Here is an 18,080-nt window from a genome sequence, read left to right on the forward strand (position 1 = left end):
TTGCAACAGGAGTTACCCACAGTTACAGTTACACAGTTGTTATTGGGTATTTTTCTTGTCTTCGCCACGCCACTTTTCATTTGTTCTAATATCGGAATATGACACATATTGTCCAGTATTTGGCGCCCAATCAAAGTAAACTGCCTTCCCTAGTTCAATGTCCTTAGTCTGGTCTGTTGTCAGGGACAATTTTTGTTCAAATAATTTCTCCGTTTTATTGTTAGGGGTTTCAGCATATACTTCAAGTCTATATTCTCCAGAAACGAAATTCCATTGTTCATTTTTCGGCAGTAAAAAATGATGATAAACTGATATACCTGTCTTACTTGCAAAAAGTCCGCTACCTCTGACAATCCCATTGTCACCGTAAGCCCAAACATTAAAATTTTGTATTGTCTCAGCCCGGTGAATTTTCACAAACATATTTTGAATGTGTTGCCCTTGGTCAGCAGTCGCATAAAGTAATGTCCGAATAAATATTTTTGGTTCATCATTGCCATTTTGTCCAAGAAAACAGATGATTGAAGGTCGTGTCATTTTTAAACTGCCTTTCCTAATTCTCGTCAACCAAAAAGTTAGTCCAGAAATGATAAGTGATATTATTGAAATTGTCAAAGCCATGTTTTCTGTTGTCAATTGCCTGCACATCGGTTTCTGTTTTAAAAGGCCCTATGCCCCAAATATACGCATTAATCCCCTGTGTACGGAGACCATCGTAGCCCTTCCAACAATCACTTCTCATCCTGTTCATCCATCTTTTTAACAAGGCTTTCCCGCAGGGTGTCGATGAATTTGGTACGGTTGATTTTCCTGCCGCGCAGTTCCAGGTAGGTATGGTAAAAATCCCCTAGGTCAACATTGAACATCTTTTCAATTTTTTTTGTGATGACTTTTATATCAGCGTTTCCGTGGTCAAATACACCCTGAGCATGCATGGCATAGATGAGTTCGATTAAGGCCGTTTTGCTGCTCGTCCAGTTTAGGTTGGGATTTTTCGCCATTCGCTTGTCCAAGTAACGGGAATTATAAAGCTGGTCTTCGATATATACCTGTATCAGATCATTGGCTATAATTTCGGCAACCTTATAGTCGTGGGAGGAGGAAAAGTTGTGATCTGACTGGATATAGTACGGTTCTAAACAGAGTTTGTAATCGTGTTTTCCCCTGACAAAGAGGATTTCATCCAGGTAGGTGTTATTGGTGCGATAATACTTGTAAAACTCAAGATTCTCGTCAAAATACCGCTTGAGTTTGCGCAATTCCCTATTCAGGTACTTTTTAGTCGCTTTACAACCGTAAGGTTTCTTAGTCTCTATCCTGTAGATTGAGTTAAAGAAAATCAGCTTTGAGACGATAATCGGTTTCCTGTGTTTGAAAAACTGAATTTCCTCGTTGGTGTCCTTAAACCCCTTTGTTAAAACATGCTCTTTAACTGTAGCCAGGCATCGAACAATAAGCTCAATTCCAGCCTCGATGCGCTGTATTGAAAAATCAGGTTCGATCTCCAATTCTTTTATTCCTGATTCCAGTTCCAGCAACCTTTGATTGAAAAATTTCTCCATAACGTAATTATGTTTGATGATAAAATTATCTTGAAAGATATGTTTTTCCGGGTATATGAACCTTTTAATACCTTCTTGCCTTAGCATCAGCGTATTATTATAGAGCTACCCGTTATTTTTGTTTTCGCTCTCTTTCACAACAAGATGCTGCAAGCTTGGATCATTTTTGATTCGCTCCAGCTCGTTCCCGACAATACCCAAAATGTCCGATTTTATCTGGCGGTAATTGTTTTCAATCTGTTCTTTCATCTTATCCTCTCCCTGCTCATCAACGAAAGAAAGAATCTGAGGTATCTCCCGATACGCTTTGGTTTCGGCGGCAACCTTTTCATTGTCCACGACAATTTCAGCGTGAAAAATCTTTTGCTCAATGCGTTCATCGTAATTATCCGATACTGATCCCACGAACATCCCCTGCGTAAGCGTTGAGATTTTGGAAGCAGGTATCAAGCTGTCCATTTGAGTGGATATGGAGGTTGATTTGTCGTTTCGATTAATGGTCAGGCTCTGGCGTTTCTGCAATACCTTGCCAAAGCGTTCCGAAAGATTCTTGGCGGTTTCACCAACCACCTGACCACTGAATACATTACCAACGGTATTTTGTATCACTTTGCTTTCCTTATCGCCGTAGTCACGGGTTAGTTGCGAAAAATCCTGAAATCCCAAACATACAGCCACTTTATTACTTCTGGCAGTTGCGATTAAGTTATCCAACCCCCTGAAATAAATCGTGGGCAGCTCATCTATGATCACGGAGCTTTTCAATTGCCCTTTTTTGTTGATAAGCTTGACAATCCTTGAATTGTACAAGCCCAACGCTGCCGAGTAAATATTTTGCCGGTCGGGATTGTTTCCCACACATAGAATTTTTGGCGCTGCCGGATTATTGATGTCCAGCGAAAAATCGTCTCCGGTCATTACCCAATACAACTGCGGACTGATCATCCTTGACAAGGGGATTTTTGCCGAAGCAATCTGCCCTTGTAACTGATCTTGTGCGCCACCTTGCCAGGCATCCATAAAGGGCGATAGATAATTTTCCAGTTCAGGATAGGAAGTCAAGATCGTGAAAACGTCTGCGTATTTTTTATTCAACAACTCGATAGCGTGTGGAAACGTACAGTATTTTCCATTATCATAAATTTTGAGAAACCAGATGATCGCTGCAAGCAATATAATTGGGGATTCCACAAAGAAATCTCCCTGCTTTTGTATCCAGCTACGGTTCAGGTTTAGCATGATGGTATAAGCTGCCTCGTAAGCATCGGATATGTCCGTCATAAAGTCGGGGTTCAACGGATTACAACGATGGCTTCTCCGTGGGTCGTCAAAGTTGATGACGTAAAACTTCGGTTTTACCTTGTACTTATCGCTGTGCTTCAATAAATGGTTGTAGGCAATGGTGGAAAGGTCGTCAAACTTAAAATCATAGATATACAGGGAGAAACCTTTCTCGATCTGCTGCTTGATGTAGTTGTTTACGATGGCATACGATTTTCCTGATCCCGGGGTTCCGAGTACTATCGTAGCCCGAAAAGGATTGACAACATTGATCCAGCCGTTGTGCTGTTTCTTGCTGTACCAGAATTTGGTAGGCAGGTTAATGGAATACTCGTTTTCCATCAATCTGGTTTCCTGCATGAAACTTTCGTTTTCGCTGTTGAACACATCATCCATAAGGTTGTTGTTAAGCAGGCGGTGCATCCAAACACCCGCCATCAATAGGGCAATGTATCCGGCAGCAAGGGTGAGTATATAAAGGGAAGTCCCAGCGACTGGCGATAGCTTCAAGAGTGGCGTATTCAGGAAAAACAATACAAACCCAATTCCCAAAGCAACAAAGATCTTGCTCCAGGTTATCTTCTCGTTCTTGACACCTTTGGTACCCAGACAGCTTAATGCCAGCAAAACCAATGCAAACAGTTTAGTATAAAGGGGATGTGAAAACAAGCCCGCCGTCCGGTTGAAATTTCCTAATATTTTGTTGATGATTTCCAGTATCCAACCACGCTCTGAAAAGAAACCGTAGCAAAACCAATAAAGGTGCATCAACACCAAAAGGATACTTACCGCACGCATAAAAGCCATGATTTTGGCCAGCCCCCGTAAATCGTCTTCTCCCTGCATTTTTTGTAATTAAATGTCCAAACGGAAATTTAAGGGAGAAGAAGACCGGCGATACGAATGTGGCAGTCAGTGGCGGAGCGTGGCAATGTTTGTCCAGATGCTATTGATGACCTCTTCGGCGTTTTTTTCTTTTCTTCATCCTATTAGCAAAAGCCTGTTCCTCATAATCTTCGCCTTGCGCTTCTGGCAGCAATCCACCCAATGCTTCGATTAGGCCACTTTCAGGCTTTTCAGAAGTATTCAAGAAGTTGAACAAGTGGTGCGGTTCTTCGGCAGGAAGAACAGCATCATTTGATGTGGATAGTTTGGATGGTGCCAGGGCAGGCTCTTTTATATCCGGTTTGATATTGTGGTTCCAGTAACCATTAAAGGTGTTGGCAGAAAATTCCTTTCCTAATCGTGAGCCGTTCCAGACCGTCTTGGAATTGTGGTCAATGAACGTCATTCCATAAATACGCCCGGTATCATTTCTCCGTGCCACTACGTTAATGCCCTGTTCAGCTAACTGCTTTTTAAAAGCCTGCTCATCGCTTGTGTTTTTCAGGGCAATGGTAACGGCTGCTTTTAAGGTCTGCTTGCTTGGGTCGTTTTTTAATGCCGTTTTACATTTTGCAAAATGCAATTCCAAAGCCGGAATCCCAGCATTCTTCCCGAAAAGCGAAGCCTTGAACGGATGTCCGGATTTTTCACCTTTTTCATTTAAGGGAATGTACAATAAACCTTGTTGGGGCTTTCCCTGTAATTCGCCCTCCACTTTTTCAGTAGTTATATTGAATAGGGAAAGCAAAGCATTGTATTCTCCCAAAGTCTGGAACTGGTAATAGCTGGGCAAGTGGCGAACAACCGAAGCGATTTGACTTTTTATATCACCTGCTCGGTAGTCCACCGGACGGAAAATCTTTTCGTTCAGCCGTCGTTCCTTATCGGTTGCAGGTATCAGACCGTACTTGCTTTCCAATTCGCGGCATACCTTCATCGACCGCACTTTCTCAAACTTGTCAGAAATCTTTTTGCCCTGCTCGTCCACGCAGACCGATACGATATGGATATGGCTTCGGTCAATATCGGTATGCTTGAATACGACAAAAGGCTGTTCACCGTAACCCATTCCCCGCATATATTCTTCCGCCATCTTCCGGAACTTCTCGTCGCTTACCTTGTCTTTCGGGTCCGGATTAAGGGAAATATGCAGAGTATGTTTTTCGGTATTGCGGTTGGCAATCAGATAAGGAGCAAAAGATTGGGCTAATTGTGGCACGGAATAATGCCCGCTTGCGTTTTCAATCATCTTATTGGCAAACAAAATCTTACCGTTTTCCTGCTCCACTTTAAGCTGATTGTACGCCAATGCCCCATATAAATTTGCGCTTCTACCGATCTTCGCAATCATTTTTACCGCTGTTTTTTCAGATATTTTGCATCAAACTCCGCGCTTATCTGAATGATTTTTTGACAAAGCACCGCCATTTCAGCCGTCTGTTTTTCCAGTTTATACAGATATGCTGCTGCTTTTTTCTCGGAAAAATGACGGTACAGCAGTTTCACCACCTGATTATAATTCACGCCAACGGAGCGGAATTGACTATGAAAGGAAGTCAAACGCATATAAAAATCCACCGTTCCTTTGTCAATTTGAATGGTCTTTACCGTGTTGTTGAAGATACAGGACATTATAAAATGTGCCTTTACCTGCATACTCGATTTGTCAAAAAGAGCAAGAAATCGAGCGTGTCGTTCTTGATTAAAGGAAATGGTGTACCGAATCTTCGCCGGATCCTTTTTTGGCCGGCGTCCGGTCTTTTTCACTTGTTTTTTGTTGTTCTCATTCATCGCTAATCCATTTTAATTACCACAGAAAACCCTGACTTCGGAAGGTGTTTTTAGCTCCCTGCAAGGGCAAGTTGTTTTGAGCATCGGAAATCGTTTGGAGATGCTCAAAACACAACTTGCCGTGTTCCGGTGAACACAAGAATCCGCCCTCCGGGACGGATTAGATATAGCAGGGAAAAACGGCTTTAGGCCGTTCCTGTTACCCCCCCATTTTGTCAAAAGTCCTTTGCATAAATCTGCTATTAAAAATCCTTCTACAAAGTAAAGTCCTATCCATTAGAGCACTGCACTGTTGCGCAGTGCCAAACACTGCCCCTCAACGCCAAACAGTGCCACAGCTACGCCATCGAATAATATTGATGGGTTCTTTGTCCTTGAATGTTGGCAGGAAGACAGACCGTCCGTGCTTCAGGACCAACAGACGGCGTGCATTCAAGATGGCTGGTTATCCAGCCTGCTTGATTTCCGGAATACAAGAAAGCAAGATTGCAGGAAAGCTTGCTATCCATATATCCTGCCCACCTGATGAAATGCTTGAAGGACGGAATGAAAGCAAGACGTCAATCCTGCCTGATGAGCTACCGGAATGAATGCCGTGCTGCCGCACTGCAAGGAAGCAGGTATGATCGCAGGCAAGGCTGATAGCTATCCTGATAGAAAGCGGGAAATCAGAACGGCTTGCCGGAACGCCTGCAAGCCTGCAAACAGTAATTTGAAAACTTTAAATTTTTAAAATATGGACACAAAAAAGAGAACTCTGTTTATCGCCTTTTCTTCTCAAAAAGGAGGGGTTGGCAAAAGCACATTTACGACGCTTGCAGCGAGTACCCTGCACTATCGCTTAGGTTACAATGTAGCCGTATTTGATGCAGATTTTCCGCAGCACAGCCTGATGAAAATGAAGAAAAGGGATTTGGCCATGGTCATGGAAAACGAGGCTTTGAAAAAGCTGGCATACAAACAATTTACGACCATCAATAAAAAGGCCTATCCCATTATGCAGCACAGAGCTGACAGTGTGTTGGAAGCGGCTCAGGAGTTTGCAAATACTTCGTCTGTTCCTCTTGATGTGATTTTCTTTGACCTGCCCGGAACGGTCAACACGCCCGGAATCCTGAAGGCATTGGCTGGAATGCACCACATTTTCACCCCCATTACGGCAGACCGTGTGGTAATGGAAAGTACGCTCATCTTCACTCAGCTTTTGCAGGACGTGATTATGAAAAAGGGAGAAACTTCCATCGAAACCATTAACCTCTTCTGGAATCAGGTTGATGGCAGGGAAAGGACGCCGCTATACGCCGTATATCACAATCTCATCCATCAATTAGGGTTGAGTCTGATGCAGAGCCAAGTCAAGAACAGTACACGCTTTCGTAAAGAAAGCGAAGTGAACAGCAAGACCGTTTTCCGCTCTACCGTAATGCCTCCCGATGAACGCTTGATGAAAGCCTGCCAGTTAGACCTGTTCATCAGCGAATTTTTGAAAATCATTCAATTATAGCCTTATGGAGAACGATCATAAAAGAAAAGCCACGCCGGATATTAATGAGGAACTGATGATGAACCTGATGGTCGATGGCGTCAAAAAAGAAGGGATACGGCTTCCTCCTGAACCACCCGAAGTTCGGGAAAAGGAAGTGGCAAAAGAAGGCGTAAAACGGGAAGAATCACCACGGAACAAAGCTGTTCAAAGAGAAAAGAGCCGGGCGAGGAAAAATCTTGACGGAAGTTACGGCGACCATTTTTTGAAAAGCCACGCCATGACAAAGCGCGGTGATAAAAGCATTTATATCCGGCAAGAATACCACGAACGATTATCCCGTATTGTCCGGGTTATTGGAAAAGATGAAATACCCCTGTATGCCTATCTTGACAACATTCTGGAGCATCATTTTGAAATGTTTGAGAAAGCGATTACGGATGATTTCAATGAAAATTTTAAACCCATTTTTTAAAGCATTTGATAATGGAAATAGTAATGGTGATTTGCCTGCTGATAGTCATTGCCCTGCTTTTGCAGGACAAGATTGTCATCAATAAAAGATCAGACCAAAAACCCACGCAGGAAAAAGTGAATCCACACCTGCCTGATATTATGGGGCAACCCAAGCCTGTAAAACGACTTTCGGTGCCAAAGACTGCCAGGGAACGCCAAATTGAGGAACCGGAAGCGAATCCTGATAACTTAGACATCGAATACGACGAGAATGAGCAAGTCGCTATTCAAGTTCCGCAGGAAGAACTGGATGAAGTATTCAGCAATACGCCTGATTTTGAAGAAGAGGAAGAAGAATGGAACAGGTATGGAAATTCCGGAGGCGATAACGGTCTTGCCCAGGGGGTTACCTTCGAGGAACTAAGCACCGTGGGGATGCTGCTGCAAAAAGACATATTGGAGCCATCCCAGAAGGAAACAGCAGTAGCCATAGTTCAGAAAATACAGGGGACCGAATTATTCAGCCTACTGGAAAATTCTATGGAAAGTGCTTCCCAAAAAATAGCCATGCTGTTGGATAAAAGCCTTTCTGCTGAAACGGAAGCCGGTTCTTCCACTTTGCGGACAACTCATCTGGATGATTTTGATATCGGGAAGTTTGTGTAAGCAAGCTCCCTTTTTCACGCGAATAAATAATAGTTAATTTTTTTGTTTTTCAATCATTTATAAAAATCAGTTAAGAACATCTTTTAGGTAAAATTTTCATGCACATGCTCTTGGTGATACTCTTTTGTGCTTAACTGATAAGGTCAGTTTCATTTTCGTGGTTTTCCCAATAGTAAAATTCGACCTTTGTTAAAACTTATGCTACTTGAAAAGCTTCCTCCCCAAGTTGTGCTAATTGCTTTTTGTAATAAGCAACCAGCTTATCTCTCTTAAAATTGTCGAGGTGGTCTGCTCCCAGTTCTTTGTAATCTACCTTGTCCTTGAGTATGTGGTAGGAGGCAATCAGGATTTTATGTCCTAAAGCAATAATGGTTTTCTTTTGCCCCGTCTGCCCACCAAAATTTTGTATTTTGTTTCAAAATAGATGTTTTTTGTCCTGGATGCTGCCCAGCCCAGCTCCACCAGTGTGGAACGTAGGTATTTGTTGCCATAGGTTGGAACCTTCAAGGGTTGGACTACATGGCAACAATCAGAAGATTAGGATTGATAGCTTACCGAATCTGCATGATATTTTCCGCTTTGCGGATCATGGAAGTGCGCCACATTATACACGATAAAAATATTGGCGCATTCGACAGTGCCACTGGAGAAATATTATCCAATAGCTGTCAAACAGGCGACACTTCCCATAAACTGATTTGTGAGGAAAGGGATTTTCAAGCTTCGCTTTCAATGGTCAAAGTACTGGTTAAGCATTCAAGCAAAGTATTTGGAGAACTTCCACAAGAAGAGCCTAAGCCAACTCGCATGAATAAGAAGGAGAAGTTTCTGTATGCCTTACCACAAACCTTCAACCGTCAGAAGTACCTCGAAGTAGCAAAAGTAATGAGCATTCCGGCAAAGACAGCCGAAGGCTACATTGCCAACTTTGTGAAATCAGGTCTTATCCATCGTGAGGCACACGACCAGTACATAAACACCTCACTTGAGGAATCGAATTAAAAAATGTTAATTTGCAATACCCTTGCACATTAACATTTTGCGTGTGTCTACGGGTATATGAACTCCATCTTATCCATATCGTTCAGTTTTCTGTTCCTGATGCAATTGCAATCCAAACTACCAGTAGGTCAAAAGACAGTTAATTTCCGCTGACATTTAACAGACAAATCGGCATGATGAGGGGCTGAGGTTATCAGCCCCTCCTTCCAAGCAGATTTTTACAAGCGGCTTCTCCCAAGGTCGCTTGTGGAATGTTGCCATAACTAACGGTCATGCTTGCATCAAAAGCCTCAACCGAAAGAACAGTAATCTCAGTATCCAACTTCAACCGGTGACTATTCAGGTAGTGAAGAAATTCTTCACTGGAATTCGCAACTGCCAGCAAAGTGAATTTATCACCTGCCTTGCAATCGCTGAGCTTGTTATATTTCGGTTTTTCAACATTTCCCTCATTGTCAGGAATCGGAGAGCCATGTGGATCAATGGTCGGGTAGCCCAAAAGCTTGTCCATCCGCTCAAAAAACAAAGGTGAATGCACGTGCTCCACCTGTTCGGCTATTTCGTGCACCTCCTCCCAGCTAAATCCCATCTTCTCTACCAGGAACATTTCCGTGAGCCGATGCTTTCGCACGATGAGCCCTGCTTCTTTAAGCCCCCGACTGGTCAGTTTCAGAGGTTTGTAACTTTCGTAATGCACCAAACCTTTTTCAGCCAGCTTTTTCATCATGCTGGTGGCTGTGGGCATTTTTATAGATAACTGATCCGACAGATCCTTGACGCTCACATCTCCATTTTCATGGGAAAGGTGAAAAAGATTCAGGAAGAGGTGAGGAATAATGGATTTTCAGCCAAGAATGCTGAAGTCACCATCGTTGGCCAGTTGGTTAAGAACGAAAATGCATGGCAAGTAAATGTTAATGGGGAGACTTTTATTGTGAGTTCTGATACACCTTCAGAAATAGTCAAATCCCTAAACACCGGGAAGATCAAGCTAAAAGTTTTTGGGAAAGATAAAGAGGACAATCACTTAAACGGTACTTGGGATATAAGGATAGTTGAAGTTCTAAAATCTTGAATTTTACAATGAAGAAAATACATTATTAAGCGTAAGCCTGCTTTCTGTTATCATCTGTTAAAACCGAAGGAAGGGGATTGTTGCGTGTATTGCTCCTATGGCTCAGCACCTTGTCCACCAGTACAATTAGATTCTGATCAAGCATGTTGCTAGCGTAGACAATGCTTTATGTGACATACATCATGTTTTGACATGTGCAATGTCATAGCCCTCTCAATAACCGTTGCGTACTTTTGAGTCATATTGAAGTGGATACTAAATAGATTCCCTTTCAATGAATGGCATTTTACATTAAAAGGCTCATGAAGCGCAACTTATATATCGTCCTGCTCATTGTAATGCTTCTCCCTGGCAAAGGGATGGCAGTGTTTCAGCACTTTTGCGGGGGCGAACTGATCAGCTTCGAGCTTTTTCTAAAACACTACGAACCATGCTGTGAGGATCATAGCAACCCTTGTGATGGCTGTGAGGATCAGGAAACCATCTTCTCTCTCGATGATTTCAGGACACCTCATTCTGACATTTCGGTCATTGATTTTTCACATGCGGCAATGGCTCAGCCATCGTTCCATTTGCCTTCTACACAATTTTTCGAGTCAAGAAACTACACAACTCCTAAAAAGGCTCCCCCCGGCTGGTCAGGGCGGTATCGCTCTATCCTGTTCCAGTCATTTCTTCTGTAATTCTACATTTGACGTTCAATTGTATTGTCACACACACAGCTTCCTGTAGTGTACAATACTTTATCAAATGTAAAATCTAAACAAAAGAAGAAATGAAAACTTCACATATCTACATCAAAAACATGGTGTGCGAGCGGTGTATCATGGTGGTGCGCCAGGGGCTCGAAAACCTCGGTTTCCAAATAGCCTGCATCCATTTGGGTGAGGCAGTGATTATTGGGGAGCTCAATGATGAACGGATCAGCCTGATTCAGGAATTCCTAAAGTAATCAGGACTTGAACTTATCGAAGAAAAGAAGCTCCGGCTCATTGAGCACATCAAAAGCCTTGTAATCGATTACGCACGCTCCGGGTACCAAGTGCAGGAAGAAAAAATTTCAAGCTATCTGTGCCGACATCTTGAACACGATTACGGCTATTTAAGCACCCTGTTTTCGTCTTTTGAAAACATTACCATTGAACGCTACCTCATCCTGCAACGGATTGAGCGGGTGAAAGAACTGCTGATCTACAATGAACAAACCTTGAGCGCCATCGCCTTTCAGGCGGGTTACAGCACGGTTCAGTATATGACCAGCCAGTTTAAGCAATATACAGGAATGACCCCTAAAGAATTTCAAAAGCTCTTTCTCAACAGGAGAAAGTTTATTGATCGGCTATGCTAGTCAATAATTCTGTAAAAAACGGATATACAGACTATAATTTCCTGAACGAACGCTATTCAAAATGTGAGATAGCTTGAATTTATCACAATTAAATAGTTGATAATCAATAATGTAGATGATTTTAAATTTTAAACTTCAAAATGGAACACCAAGAAAATTACGTAAAAGATCAGGCTTGTTGAGCCAATAAATTTGCAGGCGTTTGGCGCTATTTGGATTCGTTCGGTTGGCGGTCTACAACCAAACGCAGGATGCGAAAGGAACAGACTAAATGTCAATTTGACTGATGTGTCAATGTTAGAAAGTATTCATTTAAATAAATAACCATGTTACCAAAAACCATGAAAGCGGCTGTGGTCACAGAGTTTGGCCAACCGCTTAAAATTGAAGAGATACCTGTAAAGGCCCCAAATGAAAACCAAATCCTGGTGCAGGTAATGGCATCAGGAGTATGCCATACGGATTTGCATGCAGCTGATGGCGACTGGCCTGTCAAGCCCAGGTTGCCGCTCATTCCTGGCCATGAAGGCATTGGCTATGTGGCGGCTGTGGGCTCCAATGTAAAAAACACCAAAGAAGGTGATATAGTGGGTGTTCCCTGGCTCTACAGTGCCTGCGGTCATTGCGAGCATTGCATTACAGGTTGGGAAACACTGTGCGAGTCGCAGGTAAACGGAGGCTACAGCGTAGATGGCGGCTATGCGGAATACGTATTGGCAGATCCCAATTATGTAGGGCGGTTCAGCGGAGCCATAGACTTTGTGCAAATGGCCCCTATTTTATGTGCGGGTGTAACGGTGTATAAAGGCCTAAAAGAAACCGAAGTGCGACCAGGACAGTGGGTGGCCATTTCAGGCATAGGTGGCCTGGGTCATGTGGCAGTGCAATACGCAAAAGCCATGGGTTTGCATGTGCTTGCAGTGGATGTGTCAGATGACAAATTGAACCTGGCCAAAAAGCTTGGAGCTGATAGAGTGGTCAACGGTAAAAATCCCGATGAAGTGATGAATGCCCGGAAAGAAACGGGTGGTGTTCATGGCGTGTTGGTCACGGCTGTGTCACCGGTGGCTTTCCGGCAGGCACTGGACCTGCTACGCAGAAAAGGAACGCTGGTAATGAATGGACTTCCTCCAGGTAGCTTTGACCTGCCCATTTTTGAAACCGTATTGAATCGCTATACGGTGCGTGGCTCCATTGTTGGCAGCAGGAAAGACCTGCAGGAAGCTATCGACTTTGCAATGGAAGGAAAGGTAACCACCACGGTAAAATCCGCTCCGCTGGAGGATATCAACCTAATCTTTGATCAAATGAAAAAGGGACAGATAGAAGGCCGTATGGTGCTGGATATTGGTCATTAACCCACCTAACAATGAAACGATTCATAAAAATAAAAACTTATATCCTGCTTTTAGCAGGAGTGGCGCTTTCCCTACCGGCAACTGCACAACAGCACTATGAGCTGATGGGCAGTCAATCTTTAAAGGTAACAGGAACCTCCACTCTACATGATTGGGAGATGGTTTCTGAAAAATCGGAGGGTTCGGCAAGTATTACGCTGAGCGGTGAGCGGATCAAGGAAATAGCGTCCTTGTCGGTAAGCATACCGGTAAATACGTTGAAAAGCGGCAAAAGTGGGATGGACGAAAATGCCTATAAGGCGCTGAAAGCGAAGCAACATCCCAACATCCACTTTGAACTGACCAGGGCACAGGTGGATGACCTCACCATCTTTGCCGGTGGCAGGCTCACCATTGCCGGTACTACCAGGCCAGTTGAGTTCAAGGTAGACTATCGGGTTTCTGGAAAAAACATTCGCTTCAAAGGAAGCCTGCCCGTGACTTTCAGTCAGTTCAATATGGATCCGCCAACAGCAGTATTTGGTACCATAAAGACAGGAAATGACCTGAAGATTTCTTTCGAAACCTTTTTTAAACAATCAAACAATTAAAAATTCAAACAAAATGAAAACGAGAAATACCTAAAAAACTCAGAAGAGTGGCAGTCTGGGACGAGAAAAACCAACAGACCATAGAAATCATCACCAACAACTTCACCTGGGCAGCACAGACAATCGGAGACCTTTATAAATCAAGGTGGGAAATTGAAGTTTTTTTCAGGGATATTAAGCAGCTACTCCACATTAAGACATTCATTGGAACTTCAAAAAACGCAGTAATGATACAGATATGGACTGCCTTGATTACAATTTTACTGTTAAAAGCAATGAAAGCATCCGCAAAATACGGATGGCATCTGTCAAATCTAGTAGCATTTATCAGATTGAATATTTTCGTCAAAATTGAATTGCAAAATTGGCTGGACAGACCTTTTGAAGATCATGACAAACCCCCAAAATATAACCCACAGGGGGTTCTTTTTCCAGATTATAAATAAATCACTTCACAATTACCTCTAAGCTAATATTCTTAGAGAAGAAAAAATTATTTAGGACAGCATTGTCCTTAAATAAATAAAAATAATTGAAGGCAGTCTGTAAAAAATTAAAATTCTTGCTTGATTTTTGTGATTGCAACAAAAAAGCTTAATCCCCCTATAACCTATGAAAAAGGTAATTTTGACAGCAGGATTGATAATCGCCTTCATCCATGCTTCATTTTCACAAATTGAAGCCGATTCTTTGAAAATCAAACGGCTTGAAAAAGAAATTGAAACGCTTAAAAACTACAATGAAAATCTATCAGGCAGCTTGGAAATCACCAACATGGCTTTGAATGACCTGATCCGTGACAAAAATATTTCAGATGAGACAAGATGGACCAACCTAAAATCAAGCATTCTTCATTCGACCCAAATCTATAAAAAACTTAGTGATGACATCATCAATCTAAAGTCCAGGATGACGGATCAGGATTATCAGGGTTTCATCAATTCGTTGGGATCCATTGAAGGAGGGCCATTGGGTTTTTCATTTGAGGAAGTAATCATGGAATCCGTAAAAAGAATTGGAATATTTGAGAGCAAGTCCAAGATGGACCGCTTTCTGGAAATCACCAATTCCGTTATTGCCAGTCCGATCGCTGCCGGAATCCCATTTGTTTCTCAAGCTGTATCCGCTTCCAATTCCCTTTTGAATGTTGCATACAGTTCCCTGATGACCGAAAAGAAACCGGATTTCCAGAAATTGAACCGATTTGAAACAGAACTGAACAAGTACCTCACCTATTTCGCTGCCTTAGACAAAGCCAATGCAGCCAATCAGTCCTCCTATAACGATAGGATTTTACTTCTTGAAAACCTTCAGCTGGAATTGATGTCAAGGCTTAAAAAAGAAGCTCCAAAGTTAGGTTACCAAGTCCCTGATAGATTCAATAACGAAACCATCGATGCTTATTTTAACCGTGTTCTAAACGGTTTTTCCTATGATTATGTGCAACTTTATCTGACTAGGATTGAGAATAGGTATAAAAACAATAGGGGTGAAATCAATTACTCAAATTTGCTCCAACGCGAAACTGAGTTAAAAAACTTCAGCACCCACATGGGTACCTTGGCTGACTTGTCAAAGAGGTTTATCATGTACTATGACAATTTCTTCGAAATTGCAGATAGCTACCATACCAGGGTACTTGAAGCTCTTGATCTGGCAAATAACAATGGCATCATCAAAGGAAGAAAGGCAGGTGGTACTGAAGAGACCCCCAAACAGGTTTATGAACGCATCAGCAAAAACCTGAAAGACAAAAAATCTACCCGGGACAACGGCATCAAAGACAGTATCAATATCAGCGACCTGAGGCAAAAGATAGAAAAGATCGAGGAGTTCAGGTCATTCTAATTGGTGAAAAAAAGGTGAAGTTGGATTTCGAAAGACGGAATTCGGAAAAGTTTTTTTTAAAAAAAATGAATTGAAGTGTTTATTTGAATCATTAAGGATTTAAGGCAGAAAGGCCTTCATTAAGTTCTTATTCAGGCAATGCTCTAAAATATTCATTTACCATGGGGATAGTATTTTTTGAAAGATTGTCTGAATAAAAATTCATCAATTAACCTTGTGGGATTTTCAAAAGCCGCATATAAGTCAATAATTGGGCTTCGTGAACAGCCAAGAGACAATCAACTGTCTTAAGCTCAACGATGATTGATTCATTGACTATTATGTCTGCCCTCAATTCAACTTCAAGCTTAAGATTTTTATAGAACAATGGTGCTTTCACTTGTTGCATAACCTCAAAGCCCTTTGATCTCAATTCATGGGTTAGGCATTTTTGGTAAACACTTTCCAAAAGACCCGGACCGACTTCTTTATGGACATTAATTGCGCAGCCTAGCACATCATAAGACAGTTGAGTAATCTCCTTTTTATTCATATCTAAAGCAACTTCAAAATAAAGTTATCCTAATTTCACACATCTTAAAAACCCTAATTGGATATAATCGGATAAGTTTCCAAGGCAAGATTTTCTCTGGTAAGTGATGTCTATTAAAAATCCAATTTACCGTTAGGTACGACTTTTCTGCATATTAATTATTTAAAAAAACCTTAATGAAATTCTTTAAAGCCTTAACTCCTAATTAGTGAAAATCCCACTTAATACCCATACTTCCCCTTCCACCTATCCTTCAAAAACCTCCTCAATTCATTTTCCCGGGCATTGTTCCCGGGCTCATAAAGTTTGGTGTTTTTGATTTCCTCTGGCAAAAATTCCTGCGCCACAAAATTCTGTTCATAATCATGGGCATATTTGTATTCCTTCCCGTAATTCAGGTCCTTCATCAGTTTCGTGGGGGCATTGCGCAGGTGTAGGGGAACAGGAAGATCTCCCGTTTCCTTGACCAAAGCCTGGGCCCGATTGATGGCCATGTAAGGCGCATTACTCTTGGCAGAAGAAGCCAAATAAGTTACACACTGGGAAAGGATAATTCTCGATTCGGGATAGCCGATCATTTTCACCGCTTCAAAGCAGTTGGTCGCCAACAAAAGGGCATTTGGGTTGGCATTGCCTATATCTTCGGAAGCCAATATAACCAATCTCCTGGCGATGAATTTGACATCCTCCCCTCCTTCTATCATCCTTGCTAACCAATATACCGCAGCATTGGGGTCAGAGCCCCGGATAGACTTGATAAAGGCAGAGATGATGTCGTAATGCTGCTCTCCGGATTTATCGTAAAGAGCAATTTTCTGCTGAGCGATCTGTACCACCTTTTCATTGGTGATCACACATGGATCCTCGTTGATTCCATTGATGACTATTTCAAACAAATTGAGCAGCTTCCTTCCATCCCCTCCTGACATCCGAAGCAGAGCTTCTGTTTCCTGGAGTTCGATACGCTTTTTCTTCAACTCCACATCCTTTTCCATCGCCTGCTGCAACATGGACTCAAGTTCATGCTTACTCAAGGAATTCAGGGTATAGACCTGACACCTGGAAAGCAGGGCGGCATTGACTTCAAAGGATGGGTTTTCGGTGGTGGCTCCGATCAGGCGGATGACACCTTTTTCTACAGCCCCCAAGAGCGCGTCCTGCTGGGATTTGTTGAAGCGGTGGATTTCATCGATGAAGAGTACGGCTCCCCTTTGGTACTTGGCTTTATCGATGACTTCCCTGATATCCTTGACTCCTGAACTTATGGCACTCAGGGTGTAGAAAGGAACTTTGATCTCATTGGCAATGATGTTGGCGATGGTAGTTTTACCCACCCCGGGAGGTCCCCAAAAGATCAGGGAAGGCACATTCCCTGACTTGATGGCTTTGTACAAAAATGCCGTTGGGGCCGTCAGGTGTTCCTGTCCTATCAGCTCTTCCAATCGGGAAGGCCGCATACGTTCTGCCAAAGGGGTGCTGTCGATCATTTGTCCTGGAAATTTTGAAGATGCAAATTAGTAATAAGACGGTAATTGGAAAGACTATCCATAAAATTAGAAAACAGCAAGCTACTAATTTGTACAGCTTTTTGTACAATAAGTCAAATTGCTTAAATTTGTAAAAAAGAACAATCATGGAAATCACAACTTACTCAAATTTCAGGCAACATCTCAAAAGCTTTTTGGATAAAGTATTCCATGACAGGTCTCCACTTTTTGTTACAAGGGCCAATGGCGAAGACGTAGTGGTAATGTCCAAGACGGACTATGAGAGCATGCAGGAAACATTTTATTTGTTAAAGAGCCCTAAAAACGCTGAGCGACTTTTGAGAGGAATAGAAGAATTTGAAAAAGGCTTGGGAGAAGAAAAAAATCTTTTTGAATAATAAGTATCTCTTTCACCATGAAAATCATTTTTTTAAGCACCGGATGGGAAGATTATCTTTTTTGGCAACAGCATGACAGAAAAACCCTCAAAAAAATCAATGAGTTGATCAAAGAATCCATAAGAACACCATTTGAGGGGACAGGAAAACCAGAACCCCACAAACATAACCTTTCAGGTTGGTGGTCACGAAGGATCAATCTAGAACACAGGTTGGTTTATAGAGTCGAGCATGACTCAATTTATATCCTTCAATGCCGGTATCACTATTAGGAAGTATGATTTGAAATCTGCATAAACAAAATATAAACACTATGTG

Annotated in this window: 22 protein-coding genes and 1 pseudogene; 15 read left to right on the forward strand and 8 right to left on the reverse strand. The window is 42.2% G+C overall.

What is annotated here, in order from left to right; genetic code table 11:
* Positions 1 to 39 precede the first annotated feature (39 nt).
* The 5 genes from HUJ21_RS17140 to mobA form a co-directional block, all read right to left on the reverse strand.
* Complete coding sequence (locus HUJ21_RS17140) at positions 40 to 621, reverse strand: hypothetical protein (protein ID WP_174316899.1); 582 nt, start codon at positions 619 to 621, stop codon at positions 40 to 42.
* A gap of 110 nt (positions 622 to 731) precedes the next feature.
* Entirely contained in the window at positions 732 to 1,562 is an 831-nt protein-coding gene (locus HUJ21_RS17145; RefSeq protein ID WP_291371864.1) for an RteC domain-containing protein, read from the reverse strand.
* Positions 1,563 to 1,667: 105 nt separating this feature from the next.
* A complete protein-coding gene (mobC, locus tag HUJ21_RS17150; RefSeq protein WP_015267003.1) occupies positions 1,668 to 3,689 on the reverse strand; it encodes a conjugal transfer protein MobC in 2,022 nt (673 codons plus the stop codon).
* Positions 3,690 to 3,789: 100 nt separating this feature from the next.
* The gene (gene mobB / locus HUJ21_RS17155) at positions 3,790 to 5,079 is read right to left on the reverse strand and encodes a conjugal transfer protein MobB (protein ID WP_137404687.1); all 1,290 of its coding nucleotides are present in this window, start codon (positions 5,077 to 5,079) and stop codon (positions 3,790 to 3,792) included.
* 2 nt (positions 5,080 to 5,081) lie between these two features.
* Positions 5,082 to 5,519 (reverse strand): conjugal transfer protein MobA, encoded by a 438-nt coding sequence (gene mobA, locus HUJ21_RS17160; protein ID WP_015267001.1) that lies wholly within the window; start codon positions 5,517 to 5,519, stop codon positions 5,082 to 5,084.
* Between the two features lie 736 nt (positions 5,520 to 6,255).
* On the opposite strand from mobA, the gene HUJ21_RS17165 reads away from it, so the two are divergent.
* The 4 genes from HUJ21_RS17165 to HUJ21_RS17180 all read left to right on the forward strand — a co-directional run bounded on the left by HUJ21_RS17165 (position 6,256) and on the right by HUJ21_RS17180 (position 9,126).
* Positions 6,256 to 7,023 carry a ParA family protein gene (locus HUJ21_RS17165; protein ID WP_015267000.1) on the forward strand — a complete coding sequence of 256 codons (768 nt, stop codon included), beginning with the start codon at positions 6,256 to 6,258 and terminating at the stop codon, positions 7,021 to 7,023.
* Positions 7,024 to 7,027: 4 nt separating this feature from the next.
* Entirely contained in the window at positions 7,028 to 7,477 is a 450-nt protein-coding gene (locus HUJ21_RS17170; RefSeq protein ID WP_015266999.1) for a DUF3408 domain-containing protein, read from the forward strand.
* Between the two features lie 11 nt (positions 7,478 to 7,488).
* Entirely contained in the window at positions 7,489 to 8,124 is a 636-nt protein-coding gene (locus HUJ21_RS17175; protein ID WP_015266998.1) for a hypothetical protein, read from the forward strand.
* Positions 8,125 to 8,643: 519 nt separating this feature from the next.
* A complete protein-coding gene (locus HUJ21_RS17180) occupies positions 8,644 to 9,126 on the forward strand; it encodes a hypothetical protein (RefSeq protein WP_174316898.1) in 483 nt (160 codons plus the stop codon).
* A 193-nt stretch (positions 9,127 to 9,319) separates the two neighbouring features.
* Here HUJ21_RS17180 and HUJ21_RS17185 read toward each other — a convergent pair whose 3' ends face one another.
* A complete protein-coding gene (locus HUJ21_RS17185) occupies positions 9,320 to 9,964 on the reverse strand; it encodes a metal-dependent transcriptional regulator (RefSeq protein WP_184494496.1) in 645 nt (214 codons plus the stop codon).
* On the opposite strand from HUJ21_RS17185, the gene HUJ21_RS17190 reads away from it, so the two are divergent.
* From HUJ21_RS17190 to HUJ21_RS17230, 9 genes and pseudogenes are all read left to right on the forward strand, one after another.
* Positions 9,923 to 10,201 (forward strand): hypothetical protein, encoded by a 279-nt coding sequence (locus HUJ21_RS17190; protein ID WP_291371865.1) that lies wholly within the window; start codon positions 9,923 to 9,925, stop codon positions 10,199 to 10,201. The two genes, HUJ21_RS17185 and HUJ21_RS17190, sit on opposite strands and share 42 nt — an antisense overlap.
* 54 nt (positions 10,202 to 10,255) lie before the next feature.
* A pseudogene (locus tag HUJ21_RS17195) lies at positions 10,256 to 10,354 on the forward strand (GDCCVxC domain-containing (seleno)protein); the annotation flags it as partial.
* A 149-nt stretch (positions 10,355 to 10,503) separates the two neighbouring features.
* Positions 10,504 to 10,884 carry a hypothetical protein gene (locus HUJ21_RS17200; protein ID WP_291371866.1) on the forward strand — a complete coding sequence of 127 codons (381 nt, stop codon included), beginning with the start codon at positions 10,504 to 10,506 and terminating at the stop codon, positions 10,882 to 10,884.
* A 92-nt stretch (positions 10,885 to 10,976) separates the two neighbouring features.
* Positions 10,977 to 11,153, forward strand: coding sequence for a hypothetical protein (locus HUJ21_RS17205; protein ID WP_291371867.1), 177 nt, complete (start codon positions 10,977 to 10,979; stop codon positions 11,151 to 11,153).
* Positions 11,154 to 11,243: 90 nt separating this feature from the next.
* On the forward strand, positions 11,244 to 11,549 hold the full coding sequence (locus HUJ21_RS17210; protein ID WP_291371868.1) for a helix-turn-helix transcriptional regulator: 306 nt from the start codon (positions 11,244 to 11,246) through the stop codon (positions 11,547 to 11,549).
* 326 nt (positions 11,550 to 11,875) lie between these two features.
* Positions 11,876 to 12,907, forward strand: coding sequence for an alcohol dehydrogenase AdhP (adhP, locus tag HUJ21_RS17215; protein ID WP_144606310.1), 1,032 nt, complete (start codon positions 11,876 to 11,878; stop codon positions 12,905 to 12,907).
* Positions 12,908 to 12,918: 11 nt separating this feature from the next.
* Positions 12,919 to 13,497, forward strand: a complete 579-nt coding sequence (locus HUJ21_RS17220; RefSeq protein ID WP_144606312.1) for a YceI family protein — start codon at positions 12,919 to 12,921, stop codon at positions 13,495 to 13,497.
* Positions 13,498 to 13,544: 47 nt separating this feature from the next.
* A complete protein-coding gene (locus tag HUJ21_RS17225; RefSeq protein ID WP_242617423.1) occupies positions 13,545 to 13,943 on the forward strand; it encodes a transposase in 399 nt (132 codons plus the stop codon).
* Positions 13,944 to 14,109: 166 nt separating this feature from the next.
* A complete protein-coding gene (locus tag HUJ21_RS17230) occupies positions 14,110 to 15,345 on the forward strand; it encodes a hypothetical protein (protein WP_106567546.1) in 1,236 nt (411 codons plus the stop codon).
* Between the two features lie 208 nt (positions 15,346 to 15,553).
* On the opposite strand, the gene HUJ21_RS17235 is transcribed toward HUJ21_RS17230, so the two are convergent.
* On the reverse strand, positions 15,554 to 15,877 hold the full coding sequence (locus HUJ21_RS17235) for a GxxExxY protein (RefSeq protein ID WP_250161360.1): 324 nt from the start codon (positions 15,875 to 15,877) through the stop codon (positions 15,554 to 15,556).
* 221 nt (positions 15,878 to 16,098) lie between these two features.
* Positions 16,099 to 17,364, reverse strand: a complete 1,266-nt coding sequence (locus HUJ21_RS17240) for a replication-associated recombination protein A (protein ID WP_291371869.1) — start codon at positions 17,362 to 17,364, stop codon at positions 16,099 to 16,101.
* Positions 17,365 to 17,510: 146 nt separating this feature from the next.
* Here HUJ21_RS17240 and HUJ21_RS17245 point away from each other — a divergent pair, with 146 nt between their 5' ends.
* Positions 17,511 to 17,762, forward strand: coding sequence for a type II toxin-antitoxin system prevent-host-death family antitoxin (locus tag HUJ21_RS17245; protein ID WP_144606316.1), 252 nt, complete (start codon positions 17,511 to 17,513; stop codon positions 17,760 to 17,762).
* 17 nt (positions 17,763 to 17,779) lie between these two features.
* Positions 17,780 to 18,034 carry a Txe/YoeB family addiction module toxin gene (locus HUJ21_RS17250; protein ID WP_106567542.1) on the forward strand — a complete coding sequence of 85 codons (255 nt, stop codon included), beginning with the start codon at positions 17,780 to 17,782 and terminating at the stop codon, positions 18,032 to 18,034.
* The last annotated feature ends 46 nt before the right edge of the window (positions 18,035 to 18,080 follow it).

Source organism: Cyclobacterium sp., assembly GCF_014762705.1.
Taxonomy (GTDB): Bacteria; Bacteroidota; Bacteroidia; order Cytophagales; family Cyclobacteriaceae; genus Cyclobacterium.

Excerpts from the sequence above, each read along its gene's own strand:
- HUJ21_RS17140 (WP_174316899.1), bottom strand. The coding sequence starts at position 621 with ATGGCTTTGACAATTTCAATAATATCACTTATCATTTCTGGACTAACT.
- HUJ21_RS17145 (WP_291371864.1), bottom strand. The coding sequence starts at position 1,562 with ATGGAGAAATTTTTCAATCAAAGGTTGCTGGAACTGGAATCAGGAATA.
- mobC (WP_015267003.1), bottom strand. The coding sequence starts at position 3,689 with ATGCAGGGAGAAGACGATTTACGGGGGCTGGCCAAAATCATGGCTTTT.
- mobB (WP_137404687.1), bottom strand. The coding sequence starts at position 5,079 with ATGATTGCGAAGATCGGTAGAAGCGCAAATTTATATGGGGCATTGGCG.
- mobA (WP_015267001.1), bottom strand. The coding sequence starts at position 5,519 with ATGAATGAGAACAACAAAAAACAAGTGAAAAAGACCGGACGCCGGCCA.
- HUJ21_RS17165 (WP_015267000.1), top strand. The coding sequence starts at position 6,256 with ATGGACACAAAAAAGAGAACTCTGTTTATCGCCTTTTCTTCTCAAAAA.
- HUJ21_RS17170 (WP_015266999.1), top strand. The coding sequence starts at position 7,028 with ATGGAGAACGATCATAAAAGAAAAGCCACGCCGGATATTAATGAGGAA.
- HUJ21_RS17175 (WP_015266998.1), top strand. The coding sequence starts at position 7,489 with ATGGAAATAGTAATGGTGATTTGCCTGCTGATAGTCATTGCCCTGCTT.
- HUJ21_RS17180 (WP_174316898.1), top strand. The coding sequence starts at position 8,644 with ATGGCAACAATCAGAAGATTAGGATTGATAGCTTACCGAATCTGCATG.
- HUJ21_RS17190 (WP_291371865.1), top strand. The coding sequence starts at position 9,923 with ATGGGAAAGGTGAAAAAGATTCAGGAAGAGGTGAGGAATAATGGATTT.
- HUJ21_RS17200 (WP_291371866.1), top strand. The coding sequence starts at position 10,504 with ATGAAGCGCAACTTATATATCGTCCTGCTCATTGTAATGCTTCTCCCT.
- HUJ21_RS17205 (WP_291371867.1), top strand. The coding sequence starts at position 10,977 with ATGAAAACTTCACATATCTACATCAAAAACATGGTGTGCGAGCGGTGT.
- adhP (WP_144606310.1), top strand. The coding sequence starts at position 11,876 with ATGTTACCAAAAACCATGAAAGCGGCTGTGGTCACAGAGTTTGGCCAA.
- HUJ21_RS17220 (WP_144606312.1), top strand. The coding sequence starts at position 12,919 with ATGAAACGATTCATAAAAATAAAAACTTATATCCTGCTTTTAGCAGGA.
- HUJ21_RS17230 (WP_106567546.1), top strand. The coding sequence starts at position 14,110 with ATGAAAAAGGTAATTTTGACAGCAGGATTGATAATCGCCTTCATCCAT.
- HUJ21_RS17235 (WP_250161360.1), bottom strand. The coding sequence starts at position 15,877 with ATGAATAAAAAGGAGATTACTCAACTGTCTTATGATGTGCTAGGCTGC.
- HUJ21_RS17240 (WP_291371869.1), bottom strand. The coding sequence starts at position 17,364 with ATGATCGACAGCACCCCTTTGGCAGAACGTATGCGGCCTTCCCGATTG.
- HUJ21_RS17245 (WP_144606316.1), top strand. The coding sequence starts at position 17,511 with ATGGAAATCACAACTTACTCAAATTTCAGGCAACATCTCAAAAGCTTT.
- HUJ21_RS17250 (WP_106567542.1), top strand. The coding sequence starts at position 17,780 with ATGAAAATCATTTTTTTAAGCACCGGATGGGAAGATTATCTTTTTTGG.